The sequence below is a fragment of the Enterococcus sp. AZ179 genome (genome assembly GCF_050498885.1).
In the GTDB taxonomy this organism is placed as follows: domain Bacteria; phylum Bacillota; class Bacilli; order Lactobacillales; family Enterococcaceae; genus Enterococcus_D; species Enterococcus_D entomosocium.
The window spans coordinates 1,865,586-1,891,528 of the sequence record NZ_JBMHEO010000001.1 but is presented as its reverse complement, the minus strand read 5'-3'; the positions used below and the strand labels follow the sequence as shown (position 1 = coordinate 1,891,528).

Sequence of the window (25,943 nt, the reverse complement as noted above, 5' to 3'; positions counted from 1 at the left end):
TTCTGCTTTAAGATTTTAGTGGAAGAAATGACTTTCTTTGGAAATGTCACTTAGTTTCTTCGTAGAGTTGACTAGATAAGGATACGCGTACGTACCGACGATCCCAAAGACTAGGAACAAAATCGTTAAAATGATCAACTGCGGGATAGCATTTGGCCAATAGATCCCACCGGCTGATTCTCTTAACAGATTGACCGCATGAGTAAACGGCAGTAGCGGATTAATGAATTGGAAGAACTTCCCAGAGACTTGGATTGGGTAGTTTCCTCCCCCACCTGAAATGGAGAGAACCAAAATAATGATGGCGATCCCTTTCCCGAGGTTGCCGAACAGTCCCGCCAGTACGTAGACGATCATCATAAAGGCGAGTCCGACGAGTAATGCGAAGAAGACACTGTACACAGGGTTGTGGACATCGACGCCTAATAAAAACATATTTCCTAGGGTCACGATCAAACTTTGGGCGACTGCCATCGTCAAGAACGTCAGCATCCGTGCCACAAAGGTTTCACGTTGTGTAAAGCGTTTTTTGTCTTTCTTCTCTAAATGATACTCCGTTGTAGCGACACTTGACAACAATAATGCCCCTACCCACAAACACAATGCGGTATAAAATGGTGTGCTAGCTGAACCATTGTTGGCGATTGGGTAGATTTCATTGCTTTTTAATTCCACTGGTTGTTTGAAGAAGTCGGCTTCATCCGTGGCATCAAGTTTCAATAATTTGATGACTTCCCCGAGATCGACTTCATTTTCTCCTGCTCGGATCGCATCAGCGGCTTTGTGGATGCCTGCTTTGATACTTGGCCAATCGTTATTGATTAAATCGACAGCCGCATCCAAGGCTTTTTCAACTTCTGGCAGTTTTTCATCCACCATCGCCATCGTAGAACTGATTTCTGATTTGATGGTTGGCCAATCGTTTTGCAAGAAGTCTACGGCCAGCCCTAATTTTTCTTCGACAACTGGTAATTCGTTGTTGTACAGGTCGGCTCCTTTGTTGATGGCATTGACGATTTCATCCATATGACCATTCAGCATCGTATTGGCATCGTGCAATTCTTGCTTGATGGCAGGCAATTCTTTTTGGTATTTTTCCAAAATCGTCACGGCATTGCTGACCACTGATTTGGTGGAAGACAGCAACGAGTCAAAATCGATTTCTTGGGCTTTTTTCAAGACATCTTCGGCTGTGGTGATGGTTTCGATTAGTTTGGTTAGGATGTCGTTGATGGGTACAGTGATTGAATCAACATTGATGCTGTTCATGAGATCAGCGATGTTTTGAGCAGCTGCGGTAACTTGATCGAGGTAACTTTCAATATCTTCTGCGGTAGACTTACTATTTAAAACCAATTCTTTTAATCCTTGAAGGCGGTCAGATAAAACACCTAACGCTTCTTTGGCATCACCCAATTGCGTTATAATAGCTTGCAGGTCGGTATTACTACCGGAACTCTGAATATTGGTTAAAAAGCTAATCAAGGAATCTAATGCTGCTTGTTGTTCCGTAACATTTTGTTGGAATTTAGTTATTATCTCACTGATTTCTTTACGTTCTTGTTCAGACAATTGATTATCAGAAACAGCTTGCTTAATCGTATTAGCTAGTCCAGCAGTAGTTGTTGCCACTTGACTGATCGACTCAATCGTCACCTTCACACTGCTAGAAATACTTGGCAGGGCATCTTGCAACTGTTGCGCCCCATCTTTGGTCGCTGTGGCGAAGCTGGCGGCTTGGTCGCCTAGTTGTTCGATCTGTGGTAACGCTGCTTGAACTTGTTCGATGACTTGCAGTCCTTGTTTGGCGGTATCGATGCCGTCCGTCATGGTGCTGGCAATGTCATCAAAATCATCATCGATCATCTTCAATTGTTTGCCGGCATTTTGGATCTCTGGGATCTTCTCTTGCAAGGTCAAAATGATGCTGGCTTCTTTCTTCAATGTCGGCAGCTTATCGTTTAGGCCAATCAGTTTTTCCCCCATAGCATCCACTTGCGGGATATAATCGGTAAATTCTTCGGCTTTTGCGATCTTTTCTTTGATTTCTGGAAACTTATCGTGCAAGGTGACGATCTCTTTCGTATAACCGTCGATCGTAGCCAAATTGTCATCGGTATCTAAGATCATGGATTTGACTTTGTTGATGCTGACTAAGTTGGAATCAATGTCATAGCCGATTTCATTGAAGACTTTTATTAACGTAGAGCTGGCAGTCTCAATAAAGTTTTGTGAGATCTCTTCTTGAAGACTGCTGGCTCCTTTTTCGGTGATTTTTGGTGCGATGGCGTTGATTTTTTGGTTGCTGTAATACTCAATGGTCGGTTTTTCAATTGTCCCGCTGGTAAAGCTGATCAGATCATCTGAAAAATCAGCTGGCAGATAAATACCGGCGTAATACTTTCCTGATTTGACTCCTTCTACCAAGTCCTCTTTTGAATCCACGAAACGCCAGCCTAACTGTTTGTTATCATGGAGGGTGTCGATGACTTCATCACCGATATCGATATGCTTGCCTTGAAATTCTGCCCCTTTATCCGCACTATACACGGCGATTGGCAATTCACTGGTGTTGCCATATGGATCCCAAAGTGCTTTGATATTGAACCACGCATAAAGCGAGGGTAAGATCATTAAGGCAATGATCAAAAATGCAGAGATTGGATTGCTGAAAATTCGTTTCCAGTCCAGTTTATATAAATAGAAAACATTCTTTAGTTTATTCATTTTTTTCTTCCCCCACTAGTTCTTCGTCGAAGGATAATTTACCATGTTTTTCCCCCGCCGCCAACGGCTACGATCGACCAAGAAAAGTCCTTTTGACAAATGGACGTTTTTGTCAAAATGAAACCCCTTTACTTTTTGTTTTTTTTCGCTTATTGTTAAACTTTCTTTAACTTTACCATGATGGCGAAAAACAAACCACTCATATCCTTTGAACTGTTTTTTTACCGGTCTTTTCTTCACAAAAAAAGCTTCCTTTTTCTGCAACGAAAAGGAAGCTTTTTTAGGTGTTATTTCAGTTGATCCTTTGCCAATAAATCATACACATATTTCAGTGAGGTGGCTTCGCCATATAACTGAAGTCCGGCCTTCTCTTCTGGGGAGTAGACTTGATCAAAACTTTGATCGGGAATCAACACGACATCGATCTCCGCACGTGTCGCAGCTGTTGCTCCCACAAGAGAATCTTCCATGACTAATGCTTTTTCTGCTGCGGCTTGCGCTTTTTCTAAAGTCAGCAAGTAAGGTGCGGGATCAGGTTTATGGGCGGAGACATCATCGCCAAAGGTCTGATAGTCAAAGGCCTGCAACAAATCGAAATGCGCCAACAATTCAGAGGCTCTTTTTTTCATCGTCGAGGTGGCTAGTGCCGTTTGGAAGCCTTTCTCCCTAGCCAATGCGATGGTTTCTTTCGCATAGGGTTTAGTTTTGAAGGTGCCATCAGTTATTTGCTGGGCAATATAGACTTCCCGTTCTGCTCGTAATTCCTGCACCCGCTGCTGACCGCCTACGAGGTCGGCTAATTTACTAGCCGTCTGTTGCCAACTTTGACCACGCCAACCAAAAATATCAGCGGCTGTAATCGGAAGCTGATACTTTTTAAATAGAGCCAACCACCCATCAAAATAGACTTTTTCAGTATCGACTAACAATCCATCAAAATCAAAAATCAAAAGTTCTTTCATAAACGCTCCTTCGTTTTGCTAAGATTTTCCCCTCACTCACTGGGTATCAAGACATTTCCCGACTTTTGTCAGCAGCTGCTTGCACTGCTTTGATGACAGCCGCACGAAAGCCATTTTCCTCTAAGGTTTTGACTGCTTGGATCGTTGTGCCCCCAGGCGAGCTGACACGATCCTTTAAGACACCTGGGTGTTCCTTCGTCTCTAGTACCATCTTCGCTGCGCCTAATACCGCTTGAGCAGCAAATTCATACGCCATCGGCCGCGGCATACCTTCTGCCACTGCTCCATCTGCCAAAGCTTCAATGAATAAATACGTGTAGGCTGGCGAAGAACCACTGACACCAATGACTGCATCGATCATGCTTTCTGGTACTTGCTCGGCTTTCCCAAGGCTTTCAAAAAGTTGTTTGACTTCGTTGGCTTCGGCTTCCGTTACTTGACCGTTGGGGCTGATAGAAGACATCCCTTCGCCGACAAGTGCGGGGGTATTTGGCATGACCCGCACGATTTTGTGCGCACCGATGATTTCTTCCATTTGCGCGATCGTCACACCCGCGGCAATGGATACTAGCAAGTGTTCCTCAGTCAATCCTGCTTTTAAATCAGCAAGCAAGCGGGGAAAGACAAAAGGTTTGACTGCTAAGACGAAGATCTCTGCTTTTTCTGTGACATCCGCCAGCTTAGTTGTCCCAGTGATTCCGGTTTCTTTTTCTAATTGTGCCAAAGTCGGCTCGTAGCGATGGTTATAAACCAAGATCTCTGCTGGTTCATACAGCTTTGCTGCAATCAAGCCATTAATGATAGCTTTTGCCATGTTACCGGCTCCTAAAAAGGCGATTTTTCTCATGTATTTCACGCTCCACTTCTGATTTTGGTACCACTTTTTGCTAAAAAAGCCTAATCAATGACTAGGCTTCAAATTCGATCATATACGGATGCAAGGCAGTGTTATAGATCCCTTCTGTATATTCTACCACTTCTCCTTGTAGATCATACGAATAACGGGTTCGTTTCAAGGCAGCGACCTCCGGCGTGATCATAAACTTCTGTTGCTCTTCAGTCAACGTCGTTGCCACAAACGCATCTTGAAAGCGATCGATGATCATTCGATGTTCATCCAATAGGCGATACAATGATTTTTCTTCAAAGACCTCGATGGAGGTTCCCTTTAGTTGCTTTGGCAAATGGTACTCATAGTAAATAAAAGGTTGGTGGTCAAAATAGTACATGCGACGTAAACGCATGACTTCTTTGCCCATCAAAGAATACGCAGGGTGTTCAGGCGCAAGTTCGACTAATTCATAGCTGAGGTTTTTCTTTGTGTATTCCTTGCCGGTCTTTTCAAGCAATTGGCTAAACGTCGTGCCTTTTGACAGCTTGTTGTAGGGGCGATTGCTTAAAACCGTCGTCCCACGTCCGCTGCGTTTTTCCACATACTCATCTGCCGCTAACAATTCGATGGCTTTGCGGACAGTGATCTTGCTGACATTGAAGGTAGCTTCCAATTCTGTTTCCGTCGGTAAAAATGAACCAATCGGGTAGCGACCCGACATGATGTCTTCTTTGAGCTTATCGGCAACATCACGGTAAAGAATGTGTTTGCGTTTCATTGCTATCTCGCCTTTCTCTCATTGGATTGGTCTGGTGTTCTCCTTATTCATCAAAGGTAGGAATGTCTTCTGGTTGCGGCTCAATCAAGACTTTCCGCGGCTTGCTGCCTTCAGAAGGTCCCACGACACCTTGATCTTCTAATTCATCCACTAACCGAGCCGCTCGGTTATAGCCGATGCGAAAACGTCGCTGCAAGAGAGAAACGCTGGCGGTCTGCATTTCCACCACAAGGGCTTTGGCATCTTCGAACAGCTCATCTTGCGGTTGTCCGCTGCTGCCGGCACTCGTTTCTTCCTCAGTGACCATCATTTTTTCTTCATAATTGGCTTCTTGCTGATCTGTCACGAATTCAACCACTCGTTCGACTTCTTGGTCGGAAATAAAGGCCCCTTGGACCCGAATCGGTTTGTTCTCACCCATCGGCAGATACAGCATGTCGCCGCGGCCCAGCAGTTTTTCGGCCCCGTTCCCATCAATGATGGTCCGAGAATCGACACCGCTGGAAACAGCAAACGCCATCCGTGATGGAACATTGGCTTTGATGATCCCTGTAATGACATCCACACTTGGTCGTTGCGTTGCTAAGATCATATGGATACCAGCTGCCCGCGCCATTTGTGCCAAACGAATGATGGCATCTTCGACTTCGTTGCTAGCAACCATCATCAAGTCAGCTAACTCATCAACGATCACCACAATGAATGGCAAGATCGGACGATTTTCGCCATCTTCTAAATTCTTATTGATTACTAAATCGTTGTAGCCAGTAATATTTCGGACCCCAGTTGCCGCAAATTTTTCGTAGCGTTCTTCCATTTCCTTGACCACTTTTTGCAACGCTTGCGCCGCTTTGCGAGGATTGGTCACAACGGGTGTCAAGAGATGGGGAATCCCATTGTAAACATTTAATTCAACCATTTTCGGGTCGATCATCATCAGTTTGACTTCATGGGGTTTTGCCCGCATCAAAATACTGGTGATGATGCCGTTGATGGCTACGGACTTCCCACTCCCGGTCGATCCGGCAATCAAGAGATGGGGCATTTTCGTTAAGTCTGCCGTTTGGACACGGCCAGAAATATCGCGTCCTAAAGGTACTTCTAATAGTTTATCTGGATGATCTGGTTGGGCTTCGATCACTTCTCGGAATGAAACCATGCTGACTGCGCTGTTTGGAACTTCGATCCCAATCAATGATTTCCCTGGGATCGGCGCTTCCATCCGGACGTCTTTGGCGGCCAAGGCTAAGGCGATATCATCGGTCAACCCGACGATTTTGCTGACTTTGACCCCTACTGCTGGTTGAACTTCGAATTTGGTTACTGCTGGTCCTAAGCTGGCTTTGACGACTTTTGCGTCAACACCGAAGCTTTGGAAGGTGGTTTCTAACACACCAATATTTTGTTCGATCTTTTTGTACTCGCTGCTTTGATCCGTTGAAGGGATCGAATCGAGTAATTGCGCTGAAGGCAATTCATAATCACGATTTTCAGCTTCTTCCGAAATCTCAAATTCCAATACTTCACCATCGTCATCGAGGATCTCCCCGTCTTCGTTGACCTTTTTGCTTGGTCCCGGTTTGTTTCCTGCTGGATGCGGTGCTTGAGCGGCCTCTGGTGCCGCCGCTTGCGGCAACTCCTGGAAGTGGTCGATGGGTACAAAGCTCAGCTGCTCTGGTTCAAAATCAGCTGGCGCTTGCATCTGCTGTTCTTTTGCTGATTTTTCGTCTTCTGTCATTGGTCGGACTTGATTCTTTTCTTTGATCTCCGCCATGACTGCTGCTCGCTCGGCTTCTTTTTTGGCTTCTTTCGCCGCTTGTTTCTCTGCTGCTCGTTCCGCTTTGCGGGCTTCTCGTTCGGCTTGCTTTTCTGGAGAGCCTTCTAACAACCGCTGCAGCTTGTCACCAGCTACTTGCAGGTGCTCCACTAACTCGTGGCTGCTCATTTGGCTGAACAAGAACGCCCCGATCAGCATGAGTAAAACAGCGATGATGTAGCTGCCGATCTGGGAAACAAGAAAATAGGTCGCCCCATAAAGCATGGCGCCAATCATTCCGCCCCCGACATTTTGGGTCACTTGGCTGCGCCGGATATCGCCTAACAGCGTCATCCACGTCGTTTGGAAGATATTGGCTTGTTCTCCCACCACATTACTAAAGATTTGCGCATGGAGGATGATCAGTAAACCAAAATACACCAATATACAGCCGATCACTCGCCGAATGCTCTTAAACCGAGCATCGGTCGTTTTGATCGCTAACCAGACACCATAAGCAGCTAGGGCAACACTCAAAAATTGGTACGTGTTTCCGCCAACGATCCGAAACCCGTTGGCAATCAAGGTTCCTAAAAAACCTAAATGGAAAAAGCCAAATATCGAAAACAAGACAAAGAGCAGGCCGACGCCGACCAGCATTAATTTCTCTTGCTGTTTTTGTTGTTTTTTTGTTTTGCGTTTCTTTGCGCGTTTTTTTTGCGCCATTTCTATCCCTCTTTTCATCTTTCCCTATTATAACGAAAAAAGAAGGCGAACAAAAGTTTTCCTGTGAGAAATTTTGGTTAGGTGCTAGAATTTACGCGAAAATTTCTTAAATGATGAAAAAAACACCAGCTGCTAAGCAGCCAGTGCCTCTTGTTGACTTGTTTTTAGTTTGGTGTGACGTCTTCGCCAAACCACTTTTCAGAGATTTCAGCAAAGGTACCATTGTCTTGCAATTCTTTCAAACCATCGTTGATTTTATCTGCCATGGCTTGATCGTCTTTACGCACACCTACAGCAAAATCTTCTGCTTCAAAAGGGCTTTCGATTTCGTTGAAGTCATCGGTTTTGCCTGTTTGAGTCAAATAATATTCTGCGTAGACGCGGTCGATCAAAAGACCGTCGATCCGACCGTTTTCTAGATCGATAAAGGCTTCATTAAAACTGGCATACAAGGTTGCGTCATTGCCGTCTACAAGATCCTTCAAAACTTCCGGTTGGTTATTGAAGGTCTCATAACCAGAAGAACCTTCTTGGGCACCTAAGACTTTGCCCTCCATATCATCGAAGCTAGTAATGCCGCTTGATTTCGCTGTGACCAAGACTTGTTTATTTTCCATATAAGTATCTGTAAACAATACTTTTTCTTCACGAGCTGCGGTTTTGGTATACCCGTTCCAGATCATATCGATGGTGCCATTGCTTAGTTCGGTTTCTTTCATGGACCAGTCGATTGGTTGAAATTTGACTTTGGTTCCTGTTAGATCCAAAATCGCTGTGGCTAAATCCACATCAAACCCAACGATGTTGCCTTGGTCGTCTTTAAAGCCCATCGGTACGAAGGTATCGTCTAGGCCGACGATCACTTCTTCTTTGTCAGCGGCACTGGTTGTGGTGTCATTGCTGCTGCCGCACGCCCCTAACAAAAATACACTTGCTGCTGCGATTCCCGTTAATAGTAATTTTTTCATTTTGTTCTCCCCCTTATTCTCCTGCTACTTTTAATAATTGATCGCCGATATTTTCGGCAAAAACCAAATCATGGGTCACCACGATCTGGGTCACTCCTTCTTTTTTCAGATCCAAGATCAGCTGCTCGACTTGCTGTCTCAAGCCTGGATCTAAGGCGCTGGTAGGCTCGTCATAGGCCAACACTTTGGGATTCATCGCCATCGCTCGTGCGATAGCCACCCGTTGCCGCTGCCCCCCGGACAACTGGAAGGGGTATTGAGCTAATAGGTCACTTAACCCTAGTTTTTCTGCCAACTGTTCGGCTTTTGCTGTATACGCGGCTTTGTCTTGTTTTAGCACCATTTTTGGTGCCAAAGTGATGTTTTCAAAAACCGACAAGTGAGGAAACAATTGGAAGTCTTGGAAGACGACACCGACGACTTGTTCTTGTTCTTTTGTATCGGTGGGATCAAAGGCTTTGCCATCCAGTAAAAAGCTTCCAGAATCGATCGTTTCTAACCCAGCCAGTGTCCGAAGCAAGGTGGTTTTCCCGCCACCGGAAGGACCGACCACCGCTAAGATACTGCCGTCTTCGATCGTCAGGTCTAGCTGATCGATGACTTTTTTGGCGCCAAATGATTTTGATACTTGTTTTAGTTCTAACATATGTGGTTCCTCCTAACGGTAATAGTCCAGTTTGGTCTCGATTTGTTTTAACAATAACGTGAAGACGCCCGTCATCACCAAGTAGATCAAGCCGACCCCAACTAACGGAAGCAAGGTACTGTCTCGCTCCATGGCGATTTTTCCGATTCGCATCACGTCTGACAAGCCCAAGATGTAGACGAGGGATGTGTCTTTGACAAGATTGATGACTTCATTGCCGACAGATGGCAGGGTGATCTTGACGACTTGTGGGATGATGATTTTTTGGATCGTTTGGATTGGGGATAAACGCAAGACTTTCGCAGCTTCGTATTGTCCGGCTGGAATCGATTGGATCCCCCCACGGAAAATCTCAGCAAAATAAGCAGCGTAATTGATAATAAAGGCGATCAAGGCTGCTTCAAAGCGGTCAAAGACGATCCCTAAGATCGGTAGACCGTAGAATACGAAGATCAACTGCAGCAATAAAGGCGTTCCTCGCATCAACCAAACGTAGACTTGCACGATCAATTTCAAAATACGCAGGCGACTGGCTAAAACAAAGGCAAACAAGATGCCTAAGGGAATGGACCCGATTAAGGTCAGTGCGAACAATTTAACGGTGATTCCGGTTCCTGAAATTAGTTGGGGCATAACATTGACTAAATACTCAAACATGGTGACTTCCTCCTTGATAGGTTTCAATTTCGCTTGGCAGAAAAACAGCTTAGCGACGGCTTACTCCGACGCTTATGTGGCGCTGTGCGTTGGCTGGTGAGGGCAACTGGCAAGTTTCATTTTTCTAAAAAAGAAAAACAAAAAAAGCGCACACTGGCATTTGCCAGAGGACGCTAGATACGTGGTTCCACCTCAATTTGCCTTTCCTTCACAGGAAAAGGCCTCGTGCAGTCTTTGTGATCCTTCCACTTTCGGTTTTCGGTGAGCCGCAAAAAAAGAGAAAAAAAAACGTCCCCTAGCCATTACAGCTAAAGGACGTTATCAACGCGGTTCCACCTTTGTTTATCAGTGCTTCACAGCAACTGAACTCAGAAAGTCATCAATCAATGACTGCTGCTGTAACGGGCAAACCCGGTCTCTCCTACTTTTCTTTCGGAAAAACGACTCCAAGATGTGTTTCACAACCATGCGTTATCTCTTTGCACCAACCAGAGACTCTCTTCAAACAGCAAGCCTTGCTACTCTTCTTTTCGATGTCTGTTTCATTAAGTTGTGTCTTACTTTACTCGCTCTTAAAGAAAATGTCAAACATTTTTTCTGAAATTTTCGAAACTTTGTCTAATGCATCGATTTCGAGAGGAAGATTCAGGGAAAAGAAGACGCAACTGCTTAACCGAAGTATGCTTCAGCTAAGGCTTGCCCTTGCTTGATTTTTGCCCATTGCTGCTCAGTCGAAAGCTCATTGCCGCAGTCACAAGAGGCAAAGCCGCATTGATGAGAAAGATAAAGCCGCTCCTTAGGAATGATTTGGCTGGCTTTGTCTAATAAGGCGATCACTCGCTCTTCATCGTCTAATGTGGCGGTTTTGCTGGATAATAAGCCTAAGACAACTTCCACTTCTGGACGATCTTTCAGCGCTTCTAATGCCGAGATATCACCGGCACGGTCATCGTCCCACTCTAGGAAAAAGCGGTCATAATGCTGATCACGCAAGAATTTTTCGGCGATCGCTTTATAGGTACCACTGGCTGCCGCGCGGCTTTGGTAATTGCCGCGACAATTGTGGGTCCAGACTTTTAATCCTAATTCGTGGGCGTAATCAGCGACTTCGTTGTTGATCGCCACGAATTCATCAGCTAACGCTTCTAAGCCGTCATTGCCTTGGGTGAAGAAGCTCTTGTCATTGTCTTCGGCAAATAGTTCCCATAAACAATCATCGAACTGAACGATCTCACCACCGGCTTCTCGGTATTCCTGCAAGAATTCCTTGTAGGCGTTAAGCAGCCCTTCCCGCAAGGCTTCTTTCGTTGGATACACCTGACCTTCACCAACGAGGTCGTTAAAGACAGTCAGCTCGGTAAAGGCGTGGGCAGCCCCCCAGACGGTGATCTTGACTGGCAGGTCGCCAGCTTGGCGTTTGGTTTCTTTAAACAATGTCAAGTAATGATGGTTTTTGCCAGATAATGGTTCTGTGATTCGGATGCCGATGTCTTTACGCGTCTCAAAATGTCCACCGTCCAAATCTTCAAAGGCATACCCATGATCGGAGATATAGCGCTCAACGCCTTTTAATCCCCAGAGAAAATCCAGGTGCCACATCGAGCGGCCGTGTTCGCCATCTGTGATGACTGTAATGCCGTGTTCTTTTTGCGCTGCAATGATGTCAGCGATCGCTTTTGCTTCCGTTTCTTGGTAGCCAGGAAACGCATCATAAAACGGGTAGCGGATGTCCTCCCGATGCTCGATTTGATTTTTGTAGTCCAATAAATCTTGTGGTCGTAACAATGACCCCACAAGCTGAAATTTGTCTGTTGCCATATCCATTCCTCCTATACAAAGTTTTCAAAATTGTTAGATTTATTCTAGCAAACATCTTATACTATAGATAATACTTATAAACTTATATATTCCATAGGCAATACCTATAACACAAAAAGGAGGTTGCTTCCCATGCGTATCCAGCAGCTTGAATATTTGGAAAAAATCGTAGAGACCGGCTCTTTCAATGAAGCCGCCAAACAGCTTTTCATCAGTCAGCCATCCCTCTCCCAAGCCATGAAAGAGTTGGAAAAAGAGTATGATCTGCAGCTGTTTTACCGCAGTAAATTAGGGGTGACCTTGACCGATGATGGCCGTTCCTTTCTCAACTATGCTCGAAATGTTTTAGACCAAGTCAATCTCTTGGACGAACGCTTTCGCAAAGACAGCCATCGCAAGCATGTTTTCAGTGTTTCCGCACAACACTATGCCTTCGTCGTCCACGCCTTCGTGGAACTGGTCAAACAGTTAGGGGAAGATGAATTTCAATTCACCTTGCGGGAGACCCAGACACAAAATGTATTGGATGATATCCAGACGTTTAAGAGCGAATTGGGGGTCATTTATCTGAATGATTTCAACACGACGGTCCTCACCCGTTTGATCCACGAAAAAGACCTGCAATTCATTCCTTTATTTGAAGCCAAACCCCACGTCTTCATCGGCCGAGAAAATCCACTGACTCAGAAAAAAAGCATCACATTAGCTGATTTGGAACCTTATACCTATTTGTCGTACGAACAAGGGGAAACCAATTCCTTCTACTTTTCTGAAGAGATCTTAAGCACTTTACAACGCAAAAAACACATTCGCATCAGCGATCGTGCCACGATTTTCAATTTGATGGTGGGTCTCAACGGCTATACCATCAGCTCTGGGATCATCAGCAGTGAGCTGAATGATGAAAAAATCGTTGCGATTCCTTTGGAAGTCGATGATGCGATGACACTAGGTTACCTCAAACACAAGAAAATGGAACTGAGTGAGATGGCTTTGGACTATCTCGCCTTGTTGAAACAGCATATCAAAAATTACGGTTTCGACGTCTTTTAAAAAAACGATCCGCAGACAGTCGGTCGGGCTTCCTTGGTAAGGCGTGCCGACCCTGTTGCGGATCGTTTTGTACTGTTTGTTCTTCTTCTGTTCTTAAATTATCTTTCGCTGATGTAGTGGAGAAAAAATCAACGCAATGGTTTCCATTCCCACTCTTCGACTTCGGCGATATCATAGCCGTTTTCTCGAATAAAGTCATGGTGATACGCAACGGTGTCTGCCATTTTTTTGGCAAAGTCCGTTGCTTTTTCTCCATAGACCCATTCGGCGGCGTCTTTGGCTAAGTGGAAGCGATCCAATTCAGAAAGGATCCGCATATCAAACGGTGTCGTGATGTCGCCATTTTCTCGGTACCCATGAATATGAAGCTGTTGGTTGCGACGGCCAAAAAAGATGTCGCGAATCAGTCCTTCATACCCGTGGAAAGCAAACACGATCGGTTTGTCTTTCGTAAAGTAGGCTTCGAATGCTTCATTGCTCAACCCCCGAGGATCGACTTCTGGACGACGCAATTTCAATAGATCGACCACATTGATGAAGCGGACTTTCAACTCTGGGAAGGCTTCAATCAGCAAGGAAACAGCAGCTAATGCTTCCAAATTCGGTTCCGTCCCGGCAGCTGCGATCACAATGTCCGGTTCTTGTCCTTCATCCGTCGATGCCCAGTCGATGATTTTCAAGCCATCTTTGACAAGCACTTTCGCTTCATCCGCCGAATAAAACTGCGGACGTGGGTGTTTCGAAGAGACCACTAGATTGATCTTTTCTTCAGAAGCGAGTGTTTCAGCCATGACAGCCATCAAGCTATTGGCATCGGCTGGCAAGTAGACCCGCACAAAGTCGGCTTTTTTCTCTGCAATATGGGTCATGATCCCTGGATCTTGGTGGGTGTACCCATTATGGTCTTGTTGGAAGACCGTTGATGAAGCGATCAAATTCAATGAGGGGTACGGGTTGCGCCAGTCCAGATCATGGGCTTTTCGTAACCATTTGAAGTGCTGCGTGATCATAGAATCAACGACTCTTAGGAACGACTCGTAGCTGGCAAAGAAGCCATGACGCCCCGTCAGCACATAGCCTTCCAAGAAGCCTTCTGCTTGATGTTCTGATAATTGTGAATCAATCACACGGCCCACTGAAGACAGCCATTCATCATAATCAGGATGTTTTGGCTCCAACCATTGGCGGTCCGTGACTTCGAACACATGGTTCAACCGATTGGATTTGGCTTCATCTGGGCCAAAAATGCGGAAGTTGTCAGGATTTTCTTTGATGATGTCACGGGCAAATTTCCCAAAGACCATCATATCTTGGGCAGTCGTTTCCCCTGGTGTCTCAATCGCAATGGCATGTGCTTGCCAATCTGGCAAGCGTAGCGGTTGCGGATCGATCCCCCCGTTGGTGATTGGGTTGACAGCCATCCGTTGCTCCCCTTTTGGCGCCAATTCTTGAATCTCAGCGTTGATGCGGCCGTTTTCGTCAAAAAGCTCTTCTGGACGATAAGACTGCAGCCAATCCGTCAAAGCATCCACGTGTTCCATATGTTTCGCATTGACAGGGATCGGCACTTGGTGGGCACGGAAGCCCCCTTCAATCGGCTCGCCATCCCAGACTTTCGGTCCAGTCCACCCTTTTGGTGTGCGAACGATTAAAACAGGCCAATGAGGCATAGCGGCTTCTTCCGCAGAACCTTTGCGGGCTTCTGCTTGGATCGCGTGGATCTGTTCGATGGCTTGATCCATCTTCTGTGCCAATTGCGGATGAACCGCTTCTGGATCGTCCCCTTCTACGAAATAAGGGGTCCAACCCATGCCTTCAAAATATTTCGTGAGATCTTGGTCGCTTTTACGAGCCAAAATCGTTGGATTGGCAATTTTGGCGCCATTCAAATGCAAGATAGGCAAAATTGCGCCATCATTGACTGGGTTGATAAAGGTATTTGAAAACCAGCTGCCCGCTAACGGTCCGGTTTCGGCTTCACCATCACCGACCACTACTGCTGCAATGACATCGGGATTGTCTAAAATAGCTCCGGTAGCGTGGGCGATGGAATAGCCTAGCTCGCCGCCTTCATGGATCGAACCTGGCGTTTCAGGTGCCGCATGAGAAGCGATCCCACCTGGGAAAGAGAAAGTTTTGAATAAATGTTTCATCCCTGCTTCGTCTTGGGTGGCTTTTGGATAGATCTCGCTGTAGCTGCCGTCTAAATAAGCATTCGCAACCATGACTTGTCCGCCATGGCCCGGTCCTTCGATATAAAACATGTTTAAGTCGTACTTATTGATGACGCGATTGAGATGGGTGTAAATAAAATTTTGTCCGGCGATCGTTCCCCAGTGACCAATTGGATTCACTTTCAAGTCTTTTTCTTCGATGGGGCGGCGCAATAAGGGATTGTCTTTCAAATAGATCTGACCAACGGAAAGGTAGTTGGCTGCTCGCCACCAAGCGTTCATTTTCTGATAATACTCTGGTGTATCGTAGGTTGTCTTCATTGTGCTCCTCCTTTTAGTCCATTGTTCCACTCTTACATAAAAGTCTATGCCCCCTATATTTAAAAGTCAATTTTGCTGATTGCTGGTGCTTTCAAGGGTTTGCTTGCCCGCACTTTACAGCCAGAAGGCAAGAAAGCTTAAGAAAAACGCAAAGAAACCGCCGGCATAGCCAACGGTTCCTTTTGTGATTGTGTACTTATTTGATCGTTACGTATTCTAATCCTACAAGTTTCGCCCATGTTTCGATCTGATCAGAATTTAAGACAAGTGAGACAACGGTGTGATGGCCACCGCCTGTTTCGATCCACTGTTTGACGCCATCGTGGAAGTTTGGTTTTGGCGTCCACATTACTCGTGCAACCGGTAGTTTTGGTGCTTCTTCAGTTGGCTCAAAGGCATCGACTTCATTGATCAATAATTTGTAGTGAGTGCCAAAGTCGGCCATCGAAACCACGACACCTTCGCCGCCTTGGCCGTCAAAGACGAGCCGGGCTGGGTCTTCACGATCCCCCATCGACAATGGCGAAACCACGATTTTTGGTTTGCTGGCTGCTAATACCGGATCGACTTCCATCATGTGGGATTGCAAGATGGCTTCTTTTCCTGGTGTCAGCTCATAGGTGTAGTCTTCCATAAAGCCAGTCGCTTTATTGTGAGCCATGATTTTCATCAAGCGGTCAATAGCGGCTGTTTTCCAGTCCCCTTCACCGGCAAACCCATAGCCTTCTGCCATCAAGCGTTGTACAGCTAAACCAGGCAACTGCTGCATACCATACAAGTCTTCAAAGTTCGTGGTGAATGCCGTATAGCCGCCTGCCTCAAGGAAGCGGCGCAGACCGATTTCTTGTTTGGCTTGTGCTTTGACATGACGTGCCCACTCTTCTTTGTCGTAATCGCCATAATCGAAATCATACAGCTGGCTGTATTCTTCAAAGAGTGCATCGATTTCTTCGTCAGTCACCGCATCGACAACTTGTACCAAATCGCCGATCCCAAAATAATCAACGGTCCAACCAAATTGGATCTGTGCTTCGACTTTGTCGCCTTCCGTCACCCCAACGTTACGCATGTTGTCGCCAAAACGAGCGACTTTAATTTGGAAGCTTTCATTGTAGCCGACTGCCACGTCCATCCAAGCAGCAATTTCTTTTTGGATGGCTTCATTTTTCCAATAACCGACAACGATTTTGTTTTGCTTTTTCAAACGGGCATTGATAAATCCGTATTCTCGGTCACCATGAGCCGCTTGGTTCAAGTTCATAAAGTCCATATCGATGGTTTCCCATGGAATTTGTTCATTGTATTGAGTGGCAAGGTGCAGCAATGGTTTTTGTAATAATTTCGTGCCGCGAATCCACATTTTTGCTGGTGAGAAGGTGTGCATCCAGGTGATTACCCCAGCGACTTCATCCCGATAGTTGACTTCTTTCATGATTTTCGTAATCGTATCGGCAGTAACAGCGAGTTCTTGTAAAACGACTGGATAAGGCAGCTTTGAGCTGTCATTTAAGCTTTTGACCATTTCTTCTGCATGGTCCCGTACTTCTTGTAATGCTTCTTCTCCATATAAGTGCTGTGATCCTACGACGAACCAAAATTCTTTTTTCCCGATTTCTAACATTCTACTTGCTCCTTTTTCGTTATTTTTGCCCGTAATAGGCATTTTCTCCATGTTTGCGTAAATAATGTTTGTCTAAGACCCGCTGCGGCAATTCGGGTGCGTAACTGTTGAGCTGGCGCGTGATAAAATTCATCTTGGCGACTTCTTCTAAGACCACTGCGTTCATCACCGCCGCATCCGCCGTTTTGCCCCAGGTAAACGGTCCATGACCGTGAAGCAAGACACCAGGAATTTCTTCTGGCGTGATGCCGCGTTCCTTAAAGGTTTCGACGATCACCTGTCCTGTTTGTGCTTCATAGCCTTCATCGATCTCGGCTTGCGCCAAAAAGCGGGCACAGGGGACTGCTCCATAAAACGTATCGGCATGGGTCGTGCCCATCGCTGGCAGATCGAGTCCTGCCTGAGCCCAGCTCGTCGCCCAAGTAGAATGGGTATGGACGATCCCACCAATTTCTGGAAATGCTTTGTATAAAACGGCATGCGTCGGCGTATCGGAGGAAGGATTTTTTGCTCCTTCCACTACGTTGCCCTCAAAATCACAAACCACCATATCACTGGCTTGCATGGTTTCATAGTCAACACCGCTAGGTTTGATGACAAACAACTGCTGTTGGCGATCCACTGCTGACACATTGCCCCAGGTGTATTTGATCAATCCTTGCTTCGGCAATGCCAAATTGGCCTGAAAGACTTCTTCTTTTAATCCTTCTAACACAAAATTCCCTTCTTTCTTTTTAAATCAACGCATCGATTGCCGCTTGCTCGATCGGCAACCCTGCTTGGTAACGTTGAGTAAAGACGGTGAATCCCTGAATGTCGGCGTCCGTTGGGGCTAACGTCACGCCGTGGTCATTTTTAAACACTTGATCTGCTAAGAATGCGGCCAAGGATTGTTCTGGCGTGTGACGGCGAAGGTATGCTGCTAAAAGGGCGATCCCCCAGGCGCCGCCTTCACCAGCCGTTTCCATGACCGTGACTGGGGCTTCCATGACAGCTGCCAAGACACGTTGGGCAACTTCTGGCGTCTTGAAGATCCCCCCGTGACCAACGATTCGATCAATGGCGACGTCTTCGGCTTCCAGAATCTTCATCCCGATCTTCATCGCACCAAAGGCACTAAACAGATGTAAGCGCATGAAATTTGCTAAAGTAAAAGAACTCTCTGGCGATCGGACGAAAAGCGGCCGTCCTTCAGGGATCTTAGTGATATTTTCACCAGAATAATAGCCATAAGAAAGCATCCCGCCACATTCTGAATCCCCTTTCAATGCTTCGTTGAACAAGGTCGCAAACAATTCTTCCGTGGAAAGTTTCATTCCAGCTGCGTCGGCAAATTCGCGGAAAAGTTTGACCCAGGCATTGATCTCCGAGGTACAGTTATTCGTATGGACCATCCCCACCAAATCACCAGAAGGCGTCGTGACCAAATCGATCTCTGGATACACTTGCGTTAAGGGTTCTTCTAAGACGATCATGGCAAAAGCCGACGTCCCGGCTGAAACATTCCCGCTTCGCTGTGCCACACTATTCGTGGCAACCATGCCAGTGCCCGCATCGCCTTCTGGCGGACATAACGGGATGCCGGCTTGCAAGGTACCGGTTGGGTCGAGTTTTTTTGCGCCTTCTGCCGTCAATGTGCCGGCTGGTTCGCCTGCTGTCAACACTTGTGGCAAAAGGTCTTTGATCTGCCAAGGATACCCCTGACTGCTGATTTGCGCATCAAATTGCTGCAGCATATTCGCATCATAGTTTTTTGTCGTACTATCGATTGGGAACATCCCAGATGCATCACCGATTCCGATAACTTTTTCCCCTGTCAGCTGCCAATGGACATAGCCGGCTAAGGTAGTGAAAAAAGCGACCTCTGGTACGTGAGCTTCTTGATTCAAAATCGCTTGATACAAGTGCGCGATACTCCAACGCTGCGGGATGTTGTATTGGAACAATGCCGTCAAAGCTTTTTCTGCTTCTTCCGTGATTGCATTGCGCCATGTCCGAAAAGGGACCAACAGCGTGCCTTGCTGATCAAAGGCCATATAGCCGTGCATCATTGCAGAAAAACCGATACTGCCGATCGTCGTCAAAGGTACCTCGAATTGCTGCTGGATATTGTGCGCCAACTCTTGGTAGCTGGCTTGCAGTCCTTGCCAAATCGCTTCTAGCGAGTAGGTCCAAATCCCTTGCTCCAATTGATTTTCCCATTCAAAACTGCCGGAAGCGATCGTCTGAAACTGTTCATCGATCAAGACGGCTTTGATCCGTGTCGAGCCTAGCTCGATCCCAAGAGACGTGCGCCCGTCAATAATTGCTTGCCTTACTTGTTGCGTCATCTTCTTACTCTCCTTTTTGGTTATTGACTGAACCGCGAACGATCAGCTCTGGTTCAAAATAAAAGCGTTGTGCTTCTGTTGCCTTCCCTGTAGTGATCCATTGTGCAGCCAATTCCCCCATCGCTTCTTTCGGGTGAGTCAGTGTGGTGATCGTCGGTGTGGACAAGGTGCTAAGGGGCGAGTCATCGTTTCCTACGATCGAAAAATCAGTAGGAACGTTCCTCCCAGCAGCCGTCAATGCTTGAATCAAACGATGCGCGATCTCATCGTTGTAACAAACGATGCCTGTGACTTGATTATCGGCAGCCGTCAAGCGCTGGATCGCTTGTTCAATAACGGCTTCTTTCGTCTCCGTCGTATACGTCAAGACGTCTTCTGCTGCAAACGTCCGCTTGGCTTGGGTCAACGCTTTGACAAACCCTTTCATCCGATATTTCCCTTGTAAGTCATCGATTTTCGTGATCATCATCAACTGCTGATGCTGTTGTTCTAATAGATAATTGGTTGCTAAAAACCCAGAACGTGTATCGTTGACACAAATATGCGGCAAGTCTAGTTCTTCGTAATAGGCATTGATCATGACGAGAGGAATCCCAGCTTCTTGGAGTGCGACATAATAGGCAAGATTCGGGTTGTATTGGCTGCTCTTAGTTGGTTCAACGATCAACCCGTCTACCCCTTGATCCATCATTTGCTGCAAGCACGCTCTTTCTTGCTCATGGTCATTGTTGGTTGAGCCTAAAAGCAGTGAGTAGCCTTGCTCCCGCAATGTCTGCTCCACGCCACGCATGATCGATGGGAAAATATAATCAGACAAATAGGTCATGATGATCCCAATCGTTTTGCGGTTTTTATGATTGACAGTCTCAGGTTTTGAAACGTAGGTGCCTGAGCCCCGTTCTTTTCTTAAATAGCCTTCATTGACCAAAACAGCGATCGCTTGGCGCACCGTGTGGCGGCTATAATGAAATTCTTCCTGTAAGGTTGCTTCTGAAGGGATCGCATCGCCTTCTTGATAGGTGCCTAAGCGGATCTTTTCTCTTAAGATATCCGCTAGTTGTTCGTACTTATTTGCCATTTTTACCCCATCTTTCAAAAGTTGTCCGTACATCTAAGATACCAAGAAACCGCTTCCTTGTCAATTGCTGCTAGGGATTTTTTTCTAAAAAACCATAACGAAAAGAAGGAAAACGACAAAATACCCTTATTTTCATCAGAATAAAACGAATAAAAACGCTATTTGTTGTATAATTGAATAAAATATTACTTATTACGTTTAAGGAGGTAAGTATTTTGACGAGAACACCTAATGAAACCTACGAGGAACCCATTATTCTGTATTCAAAAAAATATCGAGAGAATCGCAGACATGATGCCAGCTGTCGTTGGTTCATTACGAAAAAAGGCGTCTGGATAAACAACACCCATCCAAAAATCCCGGATGAAAAGATTCCCATGGCAAAAATTGCCGATGTGGAATTACATATAGGCAAAGGTCTCTTAGTGGACTACCTCCGACTGCAGGTACCAGGTAATTCTCATCTGCTTTATTTCACCAATCGAATCGATGCCCAAAAAGCCTATGAATTTTTAACGGATCATTTGGCAGCACTTGGCGGACAATCAGCCAAAAGTTACGTGGATGAAGAGGCTGGTAAAATCAAATTACTGTCTTATCATTATCGTGATGCTTGGATCATCGCAGAAGATACCCTCACGATCATCGACTACAAAAAGAAAGAAAAGCAGGTTTTGCAGATTCCCCAGATCACCAGTGTCAGTCTGAAAGAAGTTGCCGAATCTGGTCTTTGGAAAGGCAATGGCTTCTTGGAACTGTATATTGGCGGCGGGGCAATCAGAGAAACCCATTCTCGCAGAAGGACGGAACCAAACCACTCCCTTTGCTTTGCCGAAAAAGACCTGCTGATTGCTCGGATCATACAGCGCTATCTCACTAACTTCCCCCGTAAGCATGCGATACTGCCCCCGCGAGCAACTGTAACCCCGACGGAACAGGTCATTGCTGATCTTCGCGAACTGAAAATGTTGGTCGATGAAGGAATTTTGACTGAAGAAGAATTTGCCTTAAAGAAAAAACAACTGTTAGGATTATAGAAGCCATCGCTTCGGGAAAAAAGCAGTCCTCCTGCCATGCAAAGGCAGAGATTTCGGTGAAGGGCTGTGCTTTTTTCTGGGAAAATTTTGAACGGTTTTTTTAGAACATGCTATACTAAATGAAGAATACGTAGAGTATCTCAAAGGAGGTCTTTCTCATTTTTTCTTTTAATGACATCAAAGCGCGTTTCCCCCAGGCAACGCTGCATGACAAAGTATCCACAACGAAGGACATCGAATCCATCGCTTTCGGCAAAAAATATATTTGGCTGCCAACTGACCAATTAAGTGACAGTGAAAAACTGCTGATCCAACTGGGAAACGGCTCTTTGCAACCAGAAATCGATAACCGAAACCATCCATGGTATCCGATTTTATTTGAACATCAGCCCGTTCAAGACCAAACGTGGGTCCGAATGCTGCAAGTTCATTTCACCCGAACCATTGACTCCTTGCAATCCGAATGGCTCGCAGAGATCCAGCAAATGCTCCCTAGCGTGGTGGATCTTTTTTTCCTCACCGAAGACCATGCGGTGATCGTAGAAAAACAAGACGACACTAATTTACCCATCGAAGATCTCGACGGCTTATTCGTGGCTTTGGATATGGATTTCGACTGCTATTCTCAGCTGTTCGTCGGTCCCTTCCATCATCCGCGCCACGATTTCACTACCTTATGGGCAAGTGAGTCTACCCTGTTCAAAAATGAGTTAAAAACGAAAACCACCAGTAAAAGTATGGATCTGCCCAAAGTGGTCTTTTCTCTTTTTCGCAATGGCTTTTCCGAGTATATTTCCTTGTTTCGTACCTTATATCTAGATTGGTTTGAAGAAGAGACCGAAACGATCATTCAATCCCTGTGGCGCAATCAAGGCAATGCAAGCTCCACAGCCAAAGAACTGTTCATGCATCGGAATTCTCTCCTATATAAGATCGATAAGTTTCAAACACTGACGCGCTTAAATTTAAAAAATATGGATGATCTGCTGCTTTGCTATTTATTGATCGATCAGTTCACCCATCAGAGCAATTAAACAACCTGCACAAGAAAACGTTTTTTTCTTGTGCAGGTTTCCGTTGCACATTCGAAGCGTTTTCATTTATGCTATTCATGTAAACTAAATGGAAAGAGGTAATCCCAATGGTAGAAATGGCCTTAAAAAATATCCACAAAAAATATGACAATAATGATGCGTATTCGGTAACTGATTTTAATTTAGATATCGCGGATCGCGAATTCATCGTTTTCGTTGGACCTTCTGGTTGTGGAAAATCAACAACCCTTCGAATGATCGCTGGTTTAGAAGATATTTCTGAAGGCGAATTGAGCATCGGTGGAAAAGTAATGAACGATGTGGCACCAAAAGACCGCGACATCGCGATGGTTTTCCAGAACTACGCATTGTATCCCCATATGACTGTTTTCAACAACATGGCATTTGGTTTGAAATTGCGTAAATACGACAAAGAAGAAATCAAAAAACGCGTAGAAAATGCCGCTGAGATCTTAGGTTTGACAGAATACTTAGATCGTAAACCTGCTGCCCTTTCAGGTGGTCAGCGTCAACGGGTTGCCTTAGGCCGTGCCATCGTTCGTGATGCCAAAGTCTTCTTGATGGATGAGCCGTTGTCAAACTTAGATGCGAAATTGCGGGTTGCCATGCGTGCGGAAATCGCAAAATTACACCAACGTTTAGAAACAACGACGATCTATGTAACCCATGACCAAACAGAAGCGATGACCATGGCTGACCGGATCGTTATCATGAAAGATGGTTTCATTCAACAAATCGGTTCACCAAAAGAAGTCTACAACACACCGAAAAACATTTTCGTTGCCGGCTTTATCGGTTCACCAGCAATGAACTTCTTCAATGTTACGTTGAATAACGGTATGATCTCTGATGGTCAAAGTTTGAATTTACGTATTCCTGAAGGCAAGAATAAGATTCTTGTTGAAAAAGGCTACGAAGGCAAACAATTAGTCTTTGGTATTCGTCCAGAAGATATCCACAGTGAACAAATCGCATTGGAAGCTTCTCCTGAAGCAACTGTACGTGCTGAAGTGGTCGTATCTGAACTATTAGGTGCAGAAACAATGCTTTATACACGTGTAGGTGCGACTGAATTTATCTCGAAAGTTGATGCCCGCGACTTCCACCGTCCAGGTGAAACAGTTGATTTAGCTTTCAACATCAACAAAGCGCATTTCTTCGACAAAGATTCAGAAAATGTCATCACACTTCCTTAATTTGTAGTTACCATGCACTGTTCTCGGATTTGCCCCCTAGGCAGTCGCATTTAACTAATATCCACTTTTATTCCTTATTTGTATCCCTCAAAAACAGACAGTCAGCCGACTGTCTGTTTTTGGGTTACTTTATTCTTCCTGAGGCACATAGCGCGCGGCCATGGTTTGAATGATCGGTGTTTGCCGAACTTGAGTAAAAACGATTTTGACAGCAGACACGCCGACCGCTTCAAAGCTGATGATTTTTTGATAGCCGATCGTCACTATTTCGGTCAGTAACTGTGGTCCTGCTACAGTTTGCAGAAAAATTTTTGCTTTTTCTACCCGTTGCCCATATTGAATCGCTTCCTTCAATACAAGTGAATTGATGACGACCGGTTCTGCAAAATGTAGGGTCAGCCATGGCCGTTTGTCTTCCAAGTCCGGTTTCCAATACTGGCCAAACGCTTGAGATAGTTGGAGCTTATCCATTCTGCTGGACACACTGGTTGAAGAACTCGCAAACGTGCCGTTCCTTTCAGTCGTCACCTCTTTCAATTGTTTAATCGAGTGACCTAATTGCTGCAATGCCTTTTGATCCGTTGGATGGATCATACCATCCGGCATCGGCGGCACATTAAGTAGAAAAGAACTATTGCCCCCAACGATCTGCTTGTAAAAAGACCAGAGCTCAGCGCCGCTTTTTACTTGTTGGTCTTCTGATGGATGATAAAACCAGCCGGGGCGAATCGATAAGTTGACCTCAGCAGGGTACCAAGCCAATTCGGCAGCTTCTTTAATGCCGTACTTTTTCAGCGCTTGTTGGCTTCCTAAATCCATTTCCATACTGGAAATCGATTGCCGAAACGCTGTGCTATCGGCTTTTTGCGAATGACTCGCTGTTTTTTCAGCATCCTTTAATGCTGCTGGCACCACACTCCATTCTTGAAGTCTGGTTTGCCCCGCTTCGTTTCCTACCCAACGGACATCCGGTCCGCAAACCGCAATCACTGCATTGGGTTGCAGCTCTCGAATCACTTGATAATACCGTTCCCAATCATAGTTTTGGCGTTTTCCATTGGGTCCTTCACCATTGGCCCCATCTAACCATATTTCGAATATATCACCATAATTGGTTAAAAGTTCTGTCAACTGCGCCGTATAAAAATCATCATAGGCTTGCCCCATTCCATAACAAGCTTCATGCTGATCCCAAGGCGATAAATAAATGCCGAATTTCAGGTCTGCTTGACGGCAAGCATCAGAAAGTTCTTTCACTAAATCACCTTGACCATTGCGCCAGGGCGTTGAAGCGACTGTGTAAGCAGTGTGCTGGCTTGGCCATAAGCAAAAGCCGTCATGGTGTTTACAGGTCAAAATGATTCCCTGCATACCGCTTTGCTTCATTGCAGAAACCCATTGATGACAGTCTAGCTTTTGCGGGTCAAATACCGTTGGCGACTCATTGCCGAGCCCCCATTCACGATTGGTCATCGTATTGAGACCAAAGTGGATAAAGCCATAAAATTCCAGCTGCTGCCACTGCAGTTGTCGTTTACTGGGGCGAATCTGGGTAAGTTCAGCTGGTTCGATAATCTGTTCCTCCATTCTATGAGTTGTTTGCTGCTTTAAAGAAACAGATACAAGATCGATTCTTGACTGTTTCCTCATTGGAAAAGATCCGCCGCCTTTACTGTACTTCCGTCATCTGTCCACTCACTGGCAAACAAAGCTCAAGAACTGACCGAAGCAGCATTCAATCGACGGTTCTTCCCTATCAGGTGATCAAACTACTTTACGATAAAAAGAGTAGTGCTTGCTTGGGGGATTCGCAAGGCACTACTCTAAACAACATATTCAAACGCTAAAAGACACATCTTTTTACGCGAGCCTAGCGATCGTTTTGTAAAAGGGTCAGGCTGTCTGTAAGGACAGCTTCGCCATCTAACAGCTCGTAATCTGTTTCTTTGATTAATTTATATGGCACCGCTTTGACCATGAGAAAGTCTTTTAATCGATTGACTTCGTACTTCGACTGCGGACCGATCAACAAAGCATCGACTGTTTGCTGCTGCAGGATCTGTTCAGCAATGATGGCTGGTGCCGAATAGATATGCACAGCTAGCCCTTTTTCATCTGCGGCCCGCTGCATGTTTTTCACTAAGAGACCCGTAGTGATGCCGGCGGTACAAATCAATAAAATCGTCTTTTGTGCTTGGTCCTCCATAA

The 25,943-nt window shown here is 45.6% G+C and carries 21 protein-coding genes and 1 other annotated feature; of the genes, 4 read left to right on the top strand and 17 right to left on the bottom strand.

Translation table 11 applies throughout. From position 1 onward, the window contains the following. Window positions 1-15: 15 nt before the first annotated feature. From IGI88_RS08960 to IGI88_RS08915, 10 genes are all read right to left on the bottom strand, one after another. Entirely contained in the window at window positions 16-2,727 is a 2,712-nt protein-coding gene (locus IGI88_RS08960) for a YhgE/Pip family protein (RefSeq protein ID WP_429969527.1), read from the bottom strand. Window positions 2,728-2,742: 15 nt separating this feature from the next. After that, a complete protein-coding gene (locus tag IGI88_RS08955; RefSeq protein ID WP_223347157.1) occupies window positions 2,743-2,967 on the bottom strand; it encodes a hypothetical protein in 225 nt (74 codons plus the stop codon). Between the two features lie 47 nt (window positions 2,968-3,014). After that, complete coding sequence (locus IGI88_RS08950; protein ID WP_016611398.1) at window positions 3,015-3,689, bottom strand: HAD family hydrolase; 675 nt, start codon at window positions 3,687-3,689, stop codon at window positions 3,015-3,017. Window positions 3,690-3,735: 46 nt separating this feature from the next. Further along, window positions 3,736-4,536 carry a pyrroline-5-carboxylate reductase gene (proC, locus tag IGI88_RS08945; RefSeq protein WP_008376116.1) on the bottom strand — a complete coding sequence of 267 codons (801 nt, stop codon included), beginning with the start codon at window positions 4,534-4,536 and terminating at the stop codon, window positions 3,736-3,738. A gap of 61 nt (window positions 4,537-4,597) precedes the next feature. Next, complete coding sequence (locus IGI88_RS08940; protein ID WP_005232219.1) at window positions 4,598-5,299, bottom strand: GntR family transcriptional regulator; 702 nt, start codon at window positions 5,297-5,299, stop codon at window positions 4,598-4,600. A gap of 43 nt (window positions 5,300-5,342) precedes the next feature. Next, window positions 5,343-7,781 carry an FtsK/SpoIIIE family DNA translocase gene (locus tag IGI88_RS08935; protein ID WP_034872062.1) on the bottom strand — a complete coding sequence of 813 codons (2,439 nt, stop codon included), beginning with the start codon at window positions 7,779-7,781 and terminating at the stop codon, window positions 5,343-5,345. Window positions 7,782-7,945: 164 nt separating this feature from the next. After that, a complete protein-coding gene (locus IGI88_RS08930; protein ID WP_005232224.1) occupies window positions 7,946-8,749 on the bottom strand; it encodes an amino acid ABC transporter substrate-binding protein in 804 nt (267 codons plus the stop codon). 13 nt (window positions 8,750-8,762) lie between these two features. Next, window positions 8,763-9,395 (bottom strand): amino acid ABC transporter ATP-binding protein, encoded by a 633-nt coding sequence (locus tag IGI88_RS08925; protein ID WP_005227272.1) that lies wholly within the window; start codon window positions 9,393-9,395, stop codon window positions 8,763-8,765. A gap of 12 nt (window positions 9,396-9,407) precedes the next feature. Next, on the bottom strand, window positions 9,408-10,052 hold the full coding sequence (locus IGI88_RS08920) for an amino acid ABC transporter permease (protein ID WP_005232226.1): 645 nt from the start codon (window positions 10,050-10,052) through the stop codon (window positions 9,408-9,410). Window positions 10,053-10,360: 308 nt separating this feature from the next. Continuing rightward, window positions 10,361-10,595: a binding site (T-box leader), on the bottom strand. A 126-nt stretch (window positions 10,596-10,721) separates the two neighbouring features. After that, window positions 10,722-11,876 carry a cobalamin-independent methionine synthase II family protein gene (locus IGI88_RS08915; RefSeq protein WP_005227269.1) on the bottom strand — a complete coding sequence of 385 codons (1,155 nt, stop codon included), beginning with the start codon at window positions 11,874-11,876 and terminating at the stop codon, window positions 10,722-10,724. Between the two features lie 126 nt (window positions 11,877-12,002). Between IGI88_RS08915 and IGI88_RS08910 the strand changes: the two genes are divergently transcribed. Further along, the gene (locus IGI88_RS08910; RefSeq protein WP_005227268.1) at window positions 12,003-12,923 is read left to right on the top strand and encodes a LysR family transcriptional regulator; all 921 of its coding nucleotides are present in this window, start codon (window positions 12,003-12,005) and stop codon (window positions 12,921-12,923) included. 128 nt (window positions 12,924-13,051) lie between these two features. On the opposite strand, the gene IGI88_RS08905 is transcribed toward IGI88_RS08910, so the two are convergent. The 5 genes from IGI88_RS08905 to IGI88_RS08885 all read right to left on the bottom strand — a co-directional run bounded on the left by IGI88_RS08905 (window position 13,052) and on the right by IGI88_RS08885 (window position 20,480). After that, window positions 13,052-15,418: a phosphoketolase family protein gene (locus tag IGI88_RS08905; protein WP_016619665.1), complete on the bottom strand. Its 2,367-nt coding sequence runs from the start codon at window positions 15,416-15,418 to the stop codon at window positions 13,052-13,054. A gap of 196 nt (window positions 15,419-15,614) precedes the next feature. Then, complete coding sequence (gene araA, locus IGI88_RS08900) at window positions 15,615-17,039, bottom strand: L-arabinose isomerase (RefSeq protein WP_034878099.1); 1,425 nt, start codon at window positions 17,037-17,039, stop codon at window positions 15,615-15,617. Window positions 17,040-17,058: 19 nt separating this feature from the next. After that, entirely contained in the window at window positions 17,059-17,754 is a 696-nt protein-coding gene (locus IGI88_RS08895; protein ID WP_194199299.1) for an L-ribulose-5-phosphate 4-epimerase, read from the bottom strand. A gap of 19 nt (window positions 17,755-17,773) precedes the next feature. Next, window positions 17,774-19,369 carry a xylulokinase gene (locus IGI88_RS08890; protein WP_429960362.1) on the bottom strand — a complete coding sequence of 532 codons (1,596 nt, stop codon included), beginning with the start codon at window positions 19,367-19,369 and terminating at the stop codon, window positions 17,774-17,776. Between the two features lie 4 nt (window positions 19,370-19,373). Beyond that, window positions 19,374-20,480 (bottom strand): GntR family transcriptional regulator, encoded by a 1,107-nt coding sequence (locus tag IGI88_RS08885; RefSeq protein ID WP_086316829.1) that lies wholly within the window; start codon window positions 20,478-20,480, stop codon window positions 19,374-19,376. 182 nt (window positions 20,481-20,662) lie between these two features. Here IGI88_RS08885 and IGI88_RS08880 point away from each other — a divergent pair, with 182 nt between their 5' ends. From IGI88_RS08880 to IGI88_RS08870, 3 genes are all read left to right on the top strand, one after another. After that, the gene (locus tag IGI88_RS08880; RefSeq protein ID WP_429960361.1) at window positions 20,663-21,484 is read left to right on the top strand and encodes an SHOCT domain-containing protein; all 822 of its coding nucleotides are present in this window, start codon (window positions 20,663-20,665) and stop codon (window positions 21,482-21,484) included. Between the two features lie 329 nt (window positions 21,485-21,813). Continuing rightward, window positions 21,814-22,518: a helix-turn-helix domain-containing protein gene (locus IGI88_RS08875; protein WP_008376141.1), complete on the top strand. Its 705-nt coding sequence runs from the start codon at window positions 21,814-21,816 to the stop codon at window positions 22,516-22,518. A 107-nt stretch (window positions 22,519-22,625) separates the two neighbouring features. Further along, entirely contained in the window at window positions 22,626-23,735 is a 1,110-nt protein-coding gene (locus IGI88_RS08870) for an ABC transporter ATP-binding protein (protein ID WP_008376142.1), read from the top strand. 129 nt (window positions 23,736-23,864) lie between these two features. On the opposite strand, the gene IGI88_RS08865 is transcribed toward IGI88_RS08870, so the two are convergent. Further along, window positions 23,865-25,385, bottom strand: a complete 1,521-nt coding sequence (locus IGI88_RS08865) for an alpha-L-fucosidase (protein ID WP_016619659.1) — start codon at window positions 25,383-25,385, stop codon at window positions 23,865-23,867. A 220-nt stretch (window positions 25,386-25,605) separates the two neighbouring features. After that, on the bottom strand, window positions 25,606-25,941 hold the full coding sequence (locus tag IGI88_RS08860; protein ID WP_008376144.1) for a PTS sugar transporter subunit IIB: 336 nt from the start codon (window positions 25,939-25,941) through the stop codon (window positions 25,606-25,608). Between the last annotated feature and the right edge of the window lie 2 nt (window positions 25,942-25,943).

Coding starts and splice junctions, on each gene's coding strand:
- IGI88_RS08860 (WP_008376144.1), bottom strand. CDS start 25,941: ATGGAGGACCAAGCACAAAAGACGATTTTATTGATTTGTACCGCCGGC.
- IGI88_RS08930 (WP_005232224.1), bottom strand. CDS start 8,749: ATGAAAAAATTACTATTAACGGGAATCGCAGCAGCAAGTGTATTTTTG.
- IGI88_RS08920 (WP_005232226.1), bottom strand. CDS start 10,052: ATGTTTGAGTATTTAGTCAATGTTATGCCCCAACTAATTTCAGGAACC.
- IGI88_RS08960 (WP_429969527.1), bottom strand. CDS start 2,727: ATGAATAAACTAAAGAATGTTTTCTATTTATATAAACTGGACTGGAAA.
- IGI88_RS08905 (WP_016619665.1), bottom strand. CDS start 15,418: ATGAAGACAACCTACGATACACCAGAGTATTATCAGAAAATGAACGCT.
- IGI88_RS08890 (WP_429960362.1), bottom strand. CDS start 19,369: ATGACGCAACAAGTAAGGCAAGCAATTATTGACGGGCGCACGTCTCTT.
- IGI88_RS08925 (WP_005227272.1), bottom strand. CDS start 9,395: ATGTTAGAACTAAAACAAGTATCAAAATCATTTGGCGCCAAAAAAGTC.
- IGI88_RS08865 (WP_016619659.1), bottom strand. CDS start 25,385: ATGAGGAAACAGTCAAGAATCGATCTTGTATCTGTTTCTTTAAAGCAG.
- IGI88_RS08935 (WP_034872062.1), bottom strand. CDS start 7,781: ATGGCGCAAAAAAAACGCGCAAAGAAACGCAAAACAAAAAAACAACAA.
- IGI88_RS08870 (WP_008376142.1), top strand. CDS start 22,626: ATGGTAGAAATGGCCTTAAAAAATATCCACAAAAAATATGACAATAAT.
- IGI88_RS08915 (WP_005227269.1), bottom strand. CDS start 11,876: ATGGATATGGCAACAGACAAATTTCAGCTTGTGGGGTCATTGTTACGA.
- IGI88_RS08885 (WP_086316829.1), bottom strand. CDS start 20,480: ATGTACGGACAACTTTTGAAAGATGGGGTAAAAATGGCAAATAAGTAC.
- araA (WP_034878099.1), bottom strand. CDS start 17,039: ATGTTAGAAATCGGGAAAAAAGAATTTTGGTTCGTCGTAGGATCACAG.
- proC (WP_008376116.1), bottom strand. CDS start 4,536: ATGAGAAAAATCGCCTTTTTAGGAGCCGGTAACATGGCAAAAGCTATC.
- IGI88_RS08950 (WP_016611398.1), bottom strand. CDS start 3,689: ATGAAAGAACTTTTGATTTTTGATTTTGATGGATTGTTAGTCGATACT.
- IGI88_RS08910 (WP_005227268.1), top strand. CDS start 12,003: ATGCGTATCCAGCAGCTTGAATATTTGGAAAAAATCGTAGAGACCGGC.
- IGI88_RS08940 (WP_005232219.1), bottom strand. CDS start 5,299: ATGAAACGCAAACACATTCTTTACCGTGATGTTGCCGATAAGCTCAAA.